This window comes from Enterobacter sp. 01-M-03-SI-ECC, from assembly GCF_047530215.1.
In the GTDB taxonomy this organism is placed as follows: domain Bacteria; phylum Pseudomonadota; class Gammaproteobacteria; order Enterobacterales; family Enterobacteriaceae; genus Enterobacter; species Enterobacter chengduensis.
Map to the genome: position 1 here is coordinate 106230 of NZ_JBLKDA010000003.1, position 13416 is coordinate 119645.

The window sequence follows — 13416 nt, forward strand, 5'->3', positions numbered from 1 at the left end:
ACGCCTCCTTAATCACCCAGGCCCGCCGGGTTCACTTCTGACTGAGGAATGCGCTCCACTCCTTCCCCCCAGCGGTTCAGCACTTTGTCGTAATCACCGTTTTTGATGACGCCGTTCAGCGCGGTTTGCACCGGCTCAACCAGGCCGCTGCCTTTTTTCAGCGTCACCGCAATGTGCGCCGCCTTCGGCCAGCCGCCGTCTACGCTGCCCACCAGCTTGGTTTTCCCGTTCAGCGCCGCTTTCCAGGCACCAATCACGTTCGGACCGAAGTAGGCATCCGCGCGCCCGGACTGCAGCGCCAGGGTTTGTGCCGCATCGTCTTTGGTGTAGATCGGGGTAAAGGGCTTCAGCCCCTTCTTCAGATTCTCGGCGTTCCAGGCCAGCAGGATGGCCTCCTGGTTAGTGCCGGAGCCAACGATAATCCGCAGCCCGGCAATGTCCTCAGCTTTCTCAATGGACGTAATCGGGCTGGTGGATTTCACGTAGAAGCCGAGGGAGTCCTTACGGTAGGTCGCAAAGTCAAACTTCTCTTTACGCTCTTTGGTGACGGTGATGTTGCTGATGGCCGCATCGTATTTTCCGGACGCCACGCCCAGCGGCCAGTCTTCCCAGGAGGTGGGCACCACGTTCAGCTCCAGCCCGAGGCTGTCCGCCACCAGGCGTGCGACGTCCACTTCACTTCCCAGCAGCGTTTTGTTGTCGTCCGAGAAGACCGTCAGCGGCGGCGAGTTCAGCGCGGCCACCGCCACGGTAAATTTCCCCGGCACGGCAAAGCGATAATCCTTCGGTAACTGCGCGACCGCATCGCCGTTTTTGGCGGTGTTGATCGGCGTTTTATTGGCCTCGATGCTCACGCCGGTGCCGTTAATATTCACATTCGCTGCCCAGACGGCAGGGGTAATGGCCAGCGCGAGCGCCAGAATAAGCGATGATTTCTGCATAGCGGTGTTCTCTTTTATTGTTGTGTGTACTGGTTTTTCGGTTGGTCTAAGCCAAGGCTTTCGCGCAGCGTGGTGCCCGGATAGTCGGTACGGAACAGGCCGCGGGCCTGAAGAATGGGTACCACCTGGTCAACAAAGCGCGGGAAGGTGTCCGGCGTACCGCCCTGAATGATGAAGCCGTCTGCGGCATAGCCTTCAAACCAGGCCTGCAGGCCGTCCGCGACCTCTTCCGGCGTACCGGAAAAGCGCGGGCGCGGCGAAGCGGCTTCCAGCGCCACCTGGCGCAGGGTTAAGCTGCGCTCGCGGGCGTTGCGTTTGATCTCATCGGTGGTGCTGCGGAAGCTGTTTTTGCCTAAGTCGCCGATATCGGGGAACGGCTCGTCGAGCGGATACTGGCTGAAATCGTGATGTTCAAAATAACGCCCAAGGTAGTTGAGAGCATCGTTAATCGACACCAGCGCCGCCGTGGTTTGATACTGGTTTTCCACGTCGTCGGCGTCTTTACCCACAATCACGCTGACGCCCTGAAAGATATGGAGATCCGACGCGCGGCGACCGTTTGTTTCCAGCTGCTGTTTTACGTCCCGGTAAAAGGCTTTTGCCTCGTCGAGCGTCTCGTGGTGGGTGAAAATGGCGTCGGCATGTTTCGCCGCCAGTTTTTTCCCGTCATCCGACGCGCCGGCCTGAAAGACAATCGGGCGACCCTGCGGCGTGCGGCCAATATTCAGCGGCCCGGCGACCTGGAAGAAATCACCGTGGTGGTTCAGCGCGTGCAGTTTGGCCGGGTCAAAAAACTGGCCGCTCTCCTTGTTGCGGATAAACGCATCGCCTTCCCAGGAGTCCCACAGCCCTTTCACCACGTCGAGGTATTCATCCGCAATGCGGTAGCGCAGCGCGTGCTCCGGGTGTTTTTCGCGGGAAAAGTTCTTCGCCGATCCTTCCAGCGGGGAGGTCACCACGTTCCAGCCCGCGCGTCCGTTGCTCAGGTGGTCCAGGCTGGCAAACTGGCGCGCCGTGGTGAAGGGCTCGCTGTAGGAGGTGGATAAGGTTCCCACCAGCCCCAGGCGCGAGGTGATGCTGGCCAGCGCGGACAGCACCGTTAGCGGCTCAAAGCGATTTAAAAAATGCGGGATCGATTTCTCGTTAATATAAAGACCGTCGGCCACGAACAGGAAATCGAGTTTGCCCTCTTCCGCCTTTAACGCCGTCGCTTTGACGAAATCAAAGTTGATGCTGGCATCGGCGACGGCCTCAGGGTGACGCCAGGCGGACATATTCCCGGATGCACCATGCAAAATGGTCCCCAGCCGCAGTTGACGATGTGCAGACATATTCACCTCTCCAGAATTAAACGTGTTGCAGGGCTTTTTCCGCAAGCTGTGCAAAATAGCGGGCAGCGGGCTCAATTAAGGCTTCATCCGGGTTGAAGGCCGGATGATGTAAACCATACGGGCTGTTGCTGCCGATGCTGACAAACGCCCCCGGGATCTGCTGCAGATAGACCGCAAAATCTTCCCCGCCCATGTGCAGCTCGGCGTGACGGGTTTCATACCCGGCTTCCCGGGCGACCGAGGTGGCGAAATCGGCCCAGCGCTCGTCATTTACCAGCGCGGTAGGCCCCGCATACCAGGTGATATCGATCTGCGCGCTAAAGGCGCTGGCAAACCCGGCCGCGATTTCGCCCACGCGGGCCTTCACGTTTTGCTGCACCTCCGTGCGATGGGTGCGCAGGGTGCCTTCCAGCTCGACGCTTTCCGGCAGCACGTTCCAGGTGTTACCGCCTGCAATACGCGTCACGCTCAGCACCACCGAATCCAGCGTATTGACGTTGCGGCTGGCGACGCTTTGCAGCGCCGTCACCAGCTGGCTCGCCAGCACGATGGCGTCGTTGCCTTCGTGCGGACGTGCGGCGTGCGCCCCTTTGCCGGTAATGCGGATCACAAAGCGGTCGACGTTGGCATAGAACGGCCCGCCGCGGGTGGCGAACTCGCCGACCGGCAGGCCGGGTTCGTTATGCATACCGAAGATGGCGCTAACGTCACGCAGGGCACCGGCCCGCACCATGCTCTTCGCGCCGCCAAAGTTCTCTTCGGCAGGCTGAAACAGGATCCGCACCCGACCATTAAGCGAGGCCTCCCGCTCTTTCAGCTTTAGCGCGGCGCCGAGGATCACGCTGGTGTGGATATCGTGTCCGCAGGCGTGCATCACGCCTGCACGCTGCGAGCTAAACGGCACGCCGCTGCGCTCCTCTATCGGCAGGGCATCAATATCGGCCCGCAGCGCAATCAGCCTTTCGCCCGTACCGATTTCCGCTACCAGTCCGGTAGACAGATCGTACGGCTGAGGGGTAATACCGGCATTGGTCAGCCACTGGCGCAGGCGTGTGGTGGTCTCTACTTCCTGACCGGAAAGCTCCGGGTTCTGGTGCAGCTCGCGGCGCCAGGCAATCAACTGTTCGCCAAAACTCATACCGTAACCTCCTTGTGAAGACGCGCCTCGGCAAGCAGACGCAGCGACGCGACGCGCGTTGCCCCCTCCGCTACCGGCGTGTCGATGATAAATTCGTCAATGCCCCACTGCTGATGCAGCGCGTTGAGCTGTCCCAGTACCGACTCTGCCGTACCCGCCAGCAGCGACTGGGCGCGGCGCGCAATGCGCACCGGCTCGCTCCCCGCCTGGCGCGCAAACGCGTAGGCCTGTTCTTCGCTGGCGACGGTTACGCGCTGGCCGTTTGCCAGCTCAACGCCCCACACTTCAACCTTCTGCGCGAGGGCTTCCGCTTCGGCCTGCGTCGGTGCGACAATCGCCTGTACCGCCACGATCACGTCCCGTTCGCTGCTCTTGCGCCAGGTTGATACCACCTCGCGCAGCAGGTCCGGGTCACCGTTCAGGTGCGCGGCAAAAACAAATTGCCAGCCGAGCCTGGCGGCCAGCAGCGCGCTGTCGGTGCTCGCGCCCAGCAGAAAACGTTCTGCTGGCGAAGGCGGCAGCGGCGTGGCGCGGACGGCATCCTCAGTTGAGAGATGTTCAGGACCGATCCAGCGATCGAGCTGGGCCAGCTGTTCAGCGAAGCTGCCCTTTTCCTCTTGATTCAGCCCCTGCTGCAGCGCGCGGGTTGAGAGCGGCAGGCCGCCGGGGGCTTTCCCGACGCCGAGATCCACGCGGCCGGGCGCCAGCGCGGCCAGCACGTTGAAATTCTCGGCGACTTTATAAGGGCTATAGTGCTGGAGCATCACGCCGCCGGATCCAACGCGAATCCGCGTGGTTTGCCCGAGGATCCAGGCAATCAGCAGCTCTGGTGAAGGGCTGGCAAGGTGTGGGGTGTTGTGGTGTTCGGCAATCCAGAAGCGATGATAGCCCAGATTTTCTGCCTGCTGCGCCAGCGTAAGGGTACGCGCCAGTGCATCGGCAGCCGTTTCGTTTTCAGCGATGGGGCTTTTATCCAGAATGCTGATTCGCCATGACATGTTGCGTTCTCGTTTGACTTAACATGTCGACATTATTAAAGGCGCATTTCACCACTGAGAAACAATTAATTTACATTTGGTTTGCCGGAAATCAGATATATAAAACCATGCTAAGAATAAGACTTTAAGGAGGCAATCAGCGTCTGCACCTGCTCGCGGCGGGTAATACGCACAAAGCGAATATGTCTGTATTGCGGGTTTTGCAGATCGGCTGCATAACGCGTGCGGTTGTTTCGCCAGGTCTTTATTGTCCAGATGATAATGGAGCCTCTGCTAAGGAACGCGCGCCGGAAACTCTCCCTGTTCCCCGTATCCGGCCAGAGCTCGTGCTTATGCCAGGCGCGCTTAACTGCTCGGGTGACCGCCTGCCAGAGGGTACGGGCAAACCCGTAATCCACCCAGATCACCACATCTACATCGCGCCATTTGACAGGCCGCGTGCGGTTGTAGTTACCGTCCAGCACCCAGTCAGGCGACGCCTGTAGCGCCTGCTCCAGCTTTGCCTGAAACACATCGTCCGGGGTTCCCTGCCAGTCAGCTTGCCAGTAGAGTCTGTCCATCTCGATATAGGGAATGGCCAGTTCGGCTGCAATCTGCTTTGCCAGCGTGCTTTTCCCGCTCCCGCTGGTTCCGATGACGTTAATTTTCACCTTTGCCCCACTGTGTTAACGAAACTGACCAAATCATAGCGTTTTCATCCTGTTAACGAAACGCTATTTCGGCTCGGCAATTTTTACTGGGAGACGATCTCCCCCTTTCAATTTGGCTTATGTCATTTATTTGCAGCGCCGCCGAAAAACGGCCCTGAAAATATTTTCATTTTTATTACATTTAATAACGATCAGGGATTGAAAATAATTAACGCCGGGTATTTCAGGCAGTCATCATTTCAGAGAGAATAAGCATCAAACAGTTATAAAAAATAATCACATTAATCTTACCGGCGCATTTACCGGACGTTTTTTTATTCTTGCACATCATCATGGAGTTACTCATGAGGCGTAACACTCCCGTTGCAGCAGGGCGAGACCAGGACGGGGTATATTTCCGTGCGAAATATACCCGCCCGGGACGAGATCGCGGCCAGTGAAAAACTGTATGAAAAAGTGCGTAATAACCCGTTGAAACATTACCGCTTTTATAAAGGATTACTGGTGCGGAGCGGACTATTTTCGTTTTTGTCGCTCTTTAAATGTCTCAGCACCGATAAACGAATCTACCTGGGTATTACAGCGACGGGATTACTCTCCTGCCTGACGGTGTATTTATTCCCGGATAAACTTGCGCAGGCGATTGTCGTTTTTGGCGGTTAGCCGTTCGGGTACTGTTCGTCGGTGACTTTTTCCAGCCATGTTACCGGGCTGCCGTTAACGGATTCGGCGATGGCAATATGCGTCATCGCCGTTTGCGCGCTTGCGCCGTGCCAGTGTTTTACGCCGGGTGGGATCCAGGCGATATCGCCCTGATTCAATATTTCCGCCGCTTTGCCCCACTCCTGTAACCAGCCGCGACCCTGCGTCACAATCAGCGTTTGGCCCAGGGGATGCGTATGCCATGCGGTACGCGCGCCGGGCTCGAAGGTGACGGTTGCTCCGCCGACGCTGGCGGGTTCGCTTGCCTGAAATGGCGCATCTATGCGGACGGTGCCGGTAAACCAGGCTTCCGGCCCCTTTGCTGAAGGTAATGAACCGCTGCGGATAATTTTCATCTTATGCTCCTCTTTTACTGTTGCCTTAACAGTAGCGCAAAGCAGCCCGGCGCATTAGAGTGCATAATCAGATAAAACACATGACTGAAATTCATAAAAAGAATCGCGATGCTAAAAGAAAACGTCAATGACCTGCTTTCATTTATGGTGGTTGCCCGCGAGCGCAGCTTTACGCGCGCGGCGGCGCAGCTGGGCGTTTCGCAGTCGGCGCTGAGCCATGCCATGCGCAAGCTTGAAGCGCGGCTGGACGTTCGCCTGTTAACCCGCACAACCCGCAGCGTTGTTCCCACTCAGGCAGGAGAGCAGCTCTTTACGCGCTTAAGCCCGCATTTGCTGGAGATCGAGCAGGCGCTTACGGCGCTTCGCAGCGCGGGCGACAAACCGGCAGGCGCGATTCGCCTCGTCGCCGGCGAGCATGCGATGGACGCCGTGCTCTGGCCGGTACTCAGGGCGTTTATGGCGCAGTATCCAGACATTAACGTTGAAGTGACGATCGACAACGGCCTGACGGACATCGTGGATGGCCGTTTTGACGCGGGCGTGCGCCTGGGTGAGCAGGTGGCGAAAGATATGATTGCAGTACGCATCGCGCCGGATATGCGCATGGCGGTGGTCGGCTCCCCGGATTATCTTGCACGCTTTGGCGTGCCGCAGACGCCGGAACAGCTTGCCAACCACCGCTGCATCAACATGCGCCTGCCCACGCGCGGGGGATTGTATCACTGGGAATTTGAACGCGACGGGCGCGAGCTTCGCGTGCGGGTTGAGGGGCAGCTTACGCTGAACAACCTGTCGCAGCGCATCGACGCTGCGGAGAATGGCCTCGGCCTGGCATACGTGCCGGAGGCATCGATTCTGGAGGCGCAGAGTGAAGGACGGCTGATTAGCGTCCTAAAACCGTGGTGCCCCACTTTCCAGGGATATCACCTCTATTATCCGAGCCGTCGGCAGCACACTACTGCGTTCAGGTTACTTCTCGATGCCCTGCAGCAGCAGAAATTTATACCATCTGGTAATAATTAAGGGAATCTGATGATTAAATCATCAGCCTCGCCATTGTTTTGTCTAAAAAATCATCACGATTCAGCGTGTTGTGATCCCCGTCTGCTCTGACCACACGATTTCCTTCGACGTGCATCACTTTCGGCACGGTTATATTTTGCGTCGCTTATGAATTGCAGGTAGGATGCCTCGCCATGTTTCGCCTTATCCATACGCAGAATGACTGGGAAGGCGACATGTGTTTGCGCAGAAGCAATCGTTTGTATTGCGCTCTGCCAGGCAGGACTATCACGATAATGGTTCAGACAGGCAAACAGGTAACTCAATGAAAACAAGCAATAAAAGCGCAGCCGATCATCATGCTGCTAAACGTCGCTGGTTGAACTCCCACGAAGAGGGCTACCACAAGGCGATGGGCAACCGTCAGGTTCAAATGATCGCCATCGGCGGCGCTATCGGAACGGGTCTGTTTTTAGGTGCGGGTGCACGCCTGCAGATGGCGGGCCCGGCTCTCGCCCTGGTCTATCTGGTGTGCGGGATCTTCTCTTTCTTCATTCTTCGTGCGCTGGGCGAACTGGTACTGCATCGCCCTTCCAGCGGCAGCTTCGTCTCTTACGCCCGTGAATTCCTCGGTGAAAAGGCCGCTTACGTGGCGGGATGGATGTACTTCGTCAACTGGGCGATGACCGGTATCGTCGATATCACCGCCGTGGCGCTGTACATGCACTACTGGGGCGCGTTCGGTGACGTGCCGCAGTGGGTCTTTGCGCTTGGCGCGCTGGCGATTGTCGGCACCATGAACATGATTGGCGTGAAGTGGTTCGCGGAGATGGAGTTCTGGTTTGCGCTGGTAAAAGTGCTGGCCATCGTGGTGTTCCTGGTCGTGGGTACCGTCTTCCTCGGCAGCGGCAAGCCGCTGGACGGCAATGCTACCGGCTTCCATCTGATAACCGATAACGGCGGATTCTTCCCGCACGGCCTGCTGCCTGCGCTGGTGCTGGTACAGGGCGTCGTATTCGCCTTTGCCTCTATCGAGCTGGTGGGTACCGCCGCGGGTGAATGTAAAGATCCGCAGACCATGGTGCCAAAAGCCATCAACAGCGTGATCTGGCGTATCGGTCTGTTCTACGTCGGTTCCGTGGTGCTGCTGGTTCTGCTGCTGCCGTGGAACGCCTATCAGGCGGGCCAGAGCCCGTTTGTGACCTTCTTCTCTAAGCTGGGCGTGCCTTACGTTGGCAGCATCATGAACATCGTGGTCCTGACGGCGGCGCTCTCCAGCCTCAACTCCGGCCTTTACTCTACCGGTCGTATTCTGCGCTCGATGTCGATGGGCGGCTCTGCGCCGAAGTTCATGTCGAAGATGAGCAAGCAGCACGTACCGTACGCCGGTATTCTGGCCACGCTGGTGGTGTACGTCTTCGGGGTGTTCCTCAACTACCTCGTGCCGTCACAGGTGTTTGAAATCGTTCTGAACGTTGCCGCGCTCGGCATCATCGCTTCCTGGGCCTTCATCGTGGTTTGCCAGATGCGCCTGCGCAAAGCCATTAAAGAAGGCAAAGCCGCTGACGTCAGCTTTAAGCTGCCCGGCGCGCCGGTGACCTCCTGGCTCACCCTGCTCTTCCTGTTCAGCGTGCTGGTGCTGATGGCGTTCGACTACCCGAACGGCACTTACACCATCGCGACCATTCCGCTGCTGGCCGTACTGCTGATTGCCGGCTGGTTTGGCGTGCGTAAGCGCGTTCACGAAATCCACAGCACCGCGCCGGTTCATCCTGAAGATGAAAAACACGACGCGCCGCTGGTGGAAGAAACCTCGCGTTAATAAAAAAGCCGGGTGGCGGCTTCGCCTTACCCGGCCTACATTTCTTTATTTTGTAGGCCCGGTAAGCGCAGCGCCACCGGGCAATTCCCACCTTACAGCGCAATACGAATCACGTCGTCAGGCTGAGTGGCTTCCTGCTGGCGGGTAGATTTTTGTTTCACCGTCACGTACAGCGTTTTGCCGTCGGCAGACAGCGCCAGGCTGTTCGGGTAGACCGGCGTATCGAACGTTTTGGTCACCTTGTACGTTTTCCCGTCGATCACGCTCACCTTACCGGCTTCACGGTGCGTCACGTAGGCTTCGTTGCGGGCCGGGTTAAACAGGACCGCCAGTGATTCCGGCGCGGCGATTTTTTCGATCACGCTGCCGTCTTTCAGGCTCACTACCAGCACTTCCGGCTGTTTTGAATCGGTCAGGAACGCGCGCTGACCGGCAGCGTCGAGGCTCAGGTTCAGGTAGAAGTGCTCTTTTCCGTCATCCTGCACCTTTTTACGGGCGATAATTTTATTGCTGGCCGTATCAATCGTTACCAGCTCACCGTCCGCATTCGTGGTGTAGAGGCGTTTGGCCTGCGCATCCAGCGCCAGGCCGGTGCTGTAGGTACCGGTGTGGGTAATGGCCTCTTTCAGCTTCAGCGTGGCGCCATCCACTACCCAGATCACGCTCTCTTTACCGACACCGGTGATGTAAATCGTGTTGCTCGCGTCATCCGCCACCAGCTGGCGCGGCTGCAGCGGCTTGACGGTGTCGCTGCGTTGACGACCATCCAGCACCAGTCGCCCTTTCACGTCGCCCGTTTTGGCATCAATCGCGGTTACCGCACCGTTGATGGTATTACCGAACCACAGCGTTTGGGTCGCGTTGTCAAGGGTGGCGCCAAAGGGTTTGAGATCGCTATGAATGGCCTGCGTCACGTCCAGCGTGACCGGATCAAGACGGTAAACAATGCCGCCCTTGTCGGTTTTACGGCTTTGCGACGTCGCCACCCACAGCGCATTCTCCTGCTGGCTGACCGCCATTTCATAAGCCCCTTTGCCCACCGCTTTGCGCAGCACCTCTTCGGCGGCATGCGCCTGGAACGTTCCGGCAAGCAGTAAGGTGGCAGACAGCAGCGACAGACTCAGGCGCGGCGAGCGCAGATGACGTAAAAACATAACAATTCCTTTTCTGAAAAGAGGGTCTGGGCTGACATCACTTCCGGCAGACAACGTCATGGCATTGTCTTTTGATAATGAGAATAGTAATCATTAATTAGTGGAAAGTGGAGTTTTTCTTTCCCTTCTCGCCTTTCATTAACGCAATGTGCGGTTATAGTTTTCAAAACATTTACAAAACCTTTAACATGTATGGACATGTTCCATTTGGTTCGTTTACATCACAACCGGTTTTATTCATGAAAATCATTTCTGCCCGTAAGGCTTCTCTCCCGCTGCTGCTGGTTCCCGTTATCTTCGCGCCGCTGGCCGCAATGAGCGCGGAGGAGCAGACCATGATCGTCAGCGCGACGCCGCAAACCGTATCGGAACTGGATACCCCGGCCGCGGTCAGCGTCGTCAATGGCGATGACATGCGCCAGGCCGCGCCCCGCATCAATCTGTCAGAATCACTTGGCAGCGTACCCGGGCTGCAAATTCAGAACCGTCAGAACTATGCCCAGGACCTCCAGCTTTCGATGCGTGGGTTTGGCGCCCGCTCAACCTTTGGCGTGCGCGGGATCCGTATGTATGTCGACGGCATCCCAGCCACCATGCCGGACGGACAGGGCCAGACCTCTAACATCGATCTCTCCAGCGTCGAGAGCGTTGAAGTGCTGCGCGGCCCCTTCTCTGCCCTGTACGGCAACGCCTCTGGCGGCGTGATTAACATTAATACCCAGACCGGGCAGCAGCCGCCGACCATTGAAGCCAGCAGCTATTACGGCAGCTACGGTACCTGGCGCTACGGCATGAAGGCCACCGGGGCGATGGGTGACGGCACCCACGCGGGCGATGTGGATTACACCGTTTCCACTACCCGCTTCACCACCACGGGCTACCGCGACCACAGCGGCGCGCGGAAGAATCTGGCCAATGCGAAGCTGGGCGTGCGTATTGATGACGTCAGCAAGCTGACGCTGATTTTCAACAGCGTGGACATGAAGGCCAACGATCCGGGCGGGCTGAGCTATCAGGAATGGCAGAATAACCCGCGCCAGTCTCCGCGCGGCGATCAGTACAACACCCGTAAAACCATCAAGCAGACCCAGGCCGGTTTGCGCTACGATCGCCAGTTCAGCACCCAGGACGACCTCAGCGTAATGATGTACGCCGGCGAGCGTGAAATGACGCAGTACCAGTCGATTCCGTATCAGCCTCAGCTGAAAGCCTCCCACTCCGGCGGGGTGATTGATATGCAGCGTCATTACCAGGGCATTGATACCCGCTGGACGCACCGTGGCGAACTGCTGGTGCCGGTGACCTTTACCACCGGTCTGAACTACGAAAACCTGAGCGAGGATCGTCGCGGCTACGAAAACTTCGTGATGAACAACGGCGTGCCGGACTACGGCGTGAAGGGTAATAAGCGCCGGGACGAACGCAACCTGATGTGGAACGTCGATCCTTACCTGCAAACGAGCTGGCAGCTGACGCAGAAACTCTCTGTTGATGCCGGTGTTCGCTACAGCTCGGTCTGGTTTGATTCCAACGACCACTACGTTACGCCGGGCAACGGTGATGACAGCGGTGACGCCAGCTACCACAAATGGCTCCCGGCGGGCTCCGTGAAGTATGCGGTGACGGACGCATGGAACCTCTATGCGGCCGCAGGGCGTGGCTTTGAAACGCCAACCATCAACGAACTCTCCTATCGCGCCGATAGCCAGGGCGGTCTGAACATTGGCCTGAAGCCGTCCACGAACAACACGTACGAAGTGGGCAGCAAAACCCGCATCGGCAATGGCCTGCTGACGGCCGCGCTGTTCCGTACCGATACGGATGATGAGATCGTGGTGGATGCCAGCGCGGGCGGACGTACCAGCTATAAAAACGCCGGTAAAACCCGTCGTCAGGGGGCAGAGCTCGCCCTCGACCAGCAGTTTGCCGAAAACTGGAAGCTGAAGCTGGCCTGGACATACCTCGACGCTACCTACCGCACCAACGTCTGTGGCGATGCAGACTGTAACGGTAACCGTATGCCGGGTATCGCTCGCAACATGGGTTACGCCTCGTTTGGCTGGCAGCCGGAGGAAGGCTGGTACGCGGGTTCTGACGTGCGATACATGAGCGACATCATGGCCGACGACGAGAACACGGCGAAAGCGCCGTCGTATACGGTGGTCGGGCTGAATACCGGGTATAAATTCAACTATGGCAACTGGGGCATGGACGTCTTTGGCCGCGTCGATAACCTGTTTGACAAAGAATATGTTGGCTCGGTAATTGTCAACGAATCCAATGGCCGTTATTACGAACCTGCGCCAGGTCGTAACTACGGGGTCGGGCTGTCGGTCTCTTATCGCTTCGAGTAAGCTAAGAGAAGCGTTTATTATATTAATGAAATAACCCTCCTGATGGCTTATTGCCCTCAGGAGTTATTCACCAGATAAATAATTAGCTGCGGTATATAGTCGCTCTGTTAAATAATCTCTCAGTTAAAATATTGTCGCTGTAAAAGCACATTCGCTTCATCAATCACCTTATCAATCGCCTTCTGGCAGGCAACGACATCTCGTCGCTCAAGGGCGGAAAGGAGTTCTTCATAGTGATATGTCGACGCTTTGATGTCGTTAAGCTCCTGATGCAGATAGTTCATACAGGGCCCGATGCGCACCCAGAGCTGTTCAATTAACGCATTGAGCGTCGGCATTTCCGCATACTGATAGAGCGTAAAACGGAAGACGCGATTCGCGTGAAGCGCCTGCTGAACGTTTCCGTTGCGCATAGCCTCATGAAATGCCTCTGACATGTTGCGCAATGTCTCCAGCTTGCTCTCCGACATATTCTGGCATGCGGCGGCGACCGCCATCGGCTCAAGCTGTTTTCTGATCGCGTTAATCTCGTTATAACGCTCCAGCGTCACCTCCGGAACCAGAAAGGCCTGCGCGGGCGTGGCGTGTAATGCCCCCGATGACACCAGCCGTAAAAGCGCCTCCCGAACCGGAGTAATACTGGTCCCTAATTTATCGGCGATCTCTTTGGTAATCAGTCGCGCCCCAGGTTTGAGGGAGCCCGTTATTAACGCGCCTTTCAAACTGTGTTCAACTTGCATGGTAAGGCTAACCCTTTGGGCTTTTTCTAAGTGATCCAAATCAAGCATGTTCAATTCCTGTAGCTAAAACTTAATGCTATTTTAAGCGTCAGTTAAATAAACGACGCTGTTCCGATATATCCTGTATCGTCATGCCTGGTGGTGGGAAGTACGTAAAAACAGCAAAAAAAAGCAAAGTTTGTTTTTTTTCGGTTTCGCGCCCATTCGGGATCCGGACGCGAAAAACCA

10 protein-coding genes and 1 pseudogene are annotated in these 13416 nt (G+C 57.1%); 4 read left to right on the plus strand and 7 right to left on the minus strand.

Going from position 1 to position 13416, the window contains the following annotated elements:
* Positions 1 to 8: 8 nt before the first annotated feature.
* The 4 genes and pseudogenes from ACMWKK_RS04125 to ACMWKK_RS04140 all read right to left on the minus strand — a co-directional run bounded on the left by ACMWKK_RS04125 (position 9) and on the right by ACMWKK_RS04140 (position 5058).
* Positions 9 to 2272 (minus strand): annotated as a pseudogene (locus ACMWKK_RS04125) (NtaA/DmoA family FMN-dependent monooxygenase).
* Positions 2273 to 2288: 16 nt separating this feature from the next.
* Positions 2289 to 3410 carry an amidohydrolase gene (locus ACMWKK_RS04130; RefSeq protein WP_045326529.1) on the minus strand — a complete coding sequence of 374 codons (1122 nt, stop codon included), beginning with the start codon at positions 3408 to 3410 and terminating at the stop codon, positions 2289 to 2291.
* Positions 3407 to 4408 carry an LLM class flavin-dependent oxidoreductase gene (locus tag ACMWKK_RS04135; protein ID WP_112780168.1) on the minus strand — a complete coding sequence of 334 codons (1002 nt, stop codon included), beginning with the start codon at positions 4406 to 4408 and terminating at the stop codon, positions 3407 to 3409. Before ACMWKK_RS04135 ends, ACMWKK_RS04130 begins: the two co-directional genes overlap by 4 nt.
* A 110-nt stretch (positions 4409 to 4518) precedes the next feature.
* Entirely contained in the window at positions 4519 to 5058 is a 540-nt protein-coding gene (locus tag ACMWKK_RS04140; RefSeq protein ID WP_112780167.1) for an AAA family ATPase, read from the minus strand.
* A 363-nt stretch (positions 5059 to 5421) separates the two neighbouring features.
* On the opposite strand from ACMWKK_RS04140, the gene ACMWKK_RS04145 reads away from it, so the two are divergent.
* Positions 5422 to 5721: a hypothetical protein gene (locus tag ACMWKK_RS04145; protein ID WP_406542750.1), complete on the plus strand. Its 300-nt coding sequence runs from the start codon at positions 5422 to 5424 to the stop codon at positions 5719 to 5721.
* On the opposite strand, the gene ACMWKK_RS04150 is transcribed toward ACMWKK_RS04145, so the two are convergent.
* Complete coding sequence (locus tag ACMWKK_RS04150) at positions 5718 to 6116, minus strand: cupin domain-containing protein (protein WP_032643255.1); 399 nt, start codon at positions 6114 to 6116, stop codon at positions 5718 to 5720. The genes ACMWKK_RS04145 and ACMWKK_RS04150 overlap by 4 nt on opposite strands.
* A 108-nt stretch (positions 6117 to 6224) precedes the next feature.
* Here ACMWKK_RS04150 and ACMWKK_RS04155 point away from each other — a divergent pair, with 108 nt between their 5' ends.
* Entirely contained in the window at positions 6225 to 7139 is a 915-nt protein-coding gene (locus tag ACMWKK_RS04155) for a LysR family transcriptional regulator (RefSeq protein WP_161656300.1), read from the plus strand.
* Positions 7140 to 7443: 304 nt separating this feature from the next.
* Entirely contained in the window at positions 7444 to 8940 is a 1497-nt protein-coding gene (gene ansP / locus ACMWKK_RS04160; RefSeq protein ID WP_112780165.1) for an L-asparagine permease, read from the plus strand.
* A gap of 92 nt (positions 8941 to 9032) precedes the next feature.
* Here the strand turns inward: ansP and ACMWKK_RS04165 are convergent, their stop codons facing one another.
* Complete coding sequence (locus ACMWKK_RS04165; protein WP_112780164.1) at positions 9033 to 10094, minus strand: YncE family protein; 1062 nt, start codon at positions 10092 to 10094, stop codon at positions 9033 to 9035.
* Positions 10095 to 10333: 239 nt separating this feature from the next.
* Between ACMWKK_RS04165 and pqqU the strand changes: the two genes are divergently transcribed.
* Positions 10334 to 12448: a TonB-dependent receptor PqqU gene (pqqU, locus tag ACMWKK_RS04170; protein WP_284948452.1), complete on the plus strand. Its 2115-nt coding sequence runs from the start codon at positions 10334 to 10336 to the stop codon at positions 12446 to 12448.
* Positions 12449 to 12567: 119 nt separating this feature from the next.
* On the opposite strand, the gene ACMWKK_RS04175 is transcribed toward pqqU, so the two are convergent.
* Positions 12568 to 13236 carry a GntR family transcriptional regulator gene (locus ACMWKK_RS04175; protein ID WP_045326548.1) on the minus strand — a complete coding sequence of 223 codons (669 nt, stop codon included), beginning with the start codon at positions 13234 to 13236 and terminating at the stop codon, positions 12568 to 12570.
* Positions 13237 to 13416: the final 180 nt, after the last annotated feature.

Bases quoted from the DNA above. Each gene is read 5' to 3' on its own strand.
- pqqU (WP_284948452.1), top strand. From the start codon at position 10,334: ATGAAAATCATTTCTGCCCGTAAGGCTTCTCTCCCGCTGCTGCTGGTT.
- ACMWKK_RS04165 (WP_112780164.1), bottom strand. From the start codon at position 10,094: ATGTTTTTACGTCATCTGCGCTCGCCGCGCCTGAGTCTGTCGCTGCTG.
- ACMWKK_RS04135 (WP_112780168.1), bottom strand. From the start codon at position 4,408: ATGTCATGGCGAATCAGCATTCTGGATAAAAGCCCCATCGCTGAAAAC.
- ansP (WP_112780165.1), top strand. From the start codon at position 7,444: ATGAAAACAAGCAATAAAAGCGCAGCCGATCATCATGCTGCTAAACGT.
- ACMWKK_RS04155 (WP_161656300.1), top strand. From the start codon at position 6,225: ATGCTAAAAGAAAACGTCAATGACCTGCTTTCATTTATGGTGGTTGCC.
- ACMWKK_RS04175 (WP_045326548.1), bottom strand. From the start codon at position 13,236: ATGCTTGATTTGGATCACTTAGAAAAAGCCCAAAGGGTTAGCCTTACC.
- ACMWKK_RS04130 (WP_045326529.1), bottom strand. From the start codon at position 3,410: ATGAGTTTTGGCGAACAGTTGATTGCCTGGCGCCGCGAGCTGCACCAG.
- ACMWKK_RS04150 (WP_032643255.1), bottom strand. From the start codon at position 6,116: ATGAAAATTATCCGCAGCGGTTCATTACCTTCAGCAAAGGGGCCGGAA.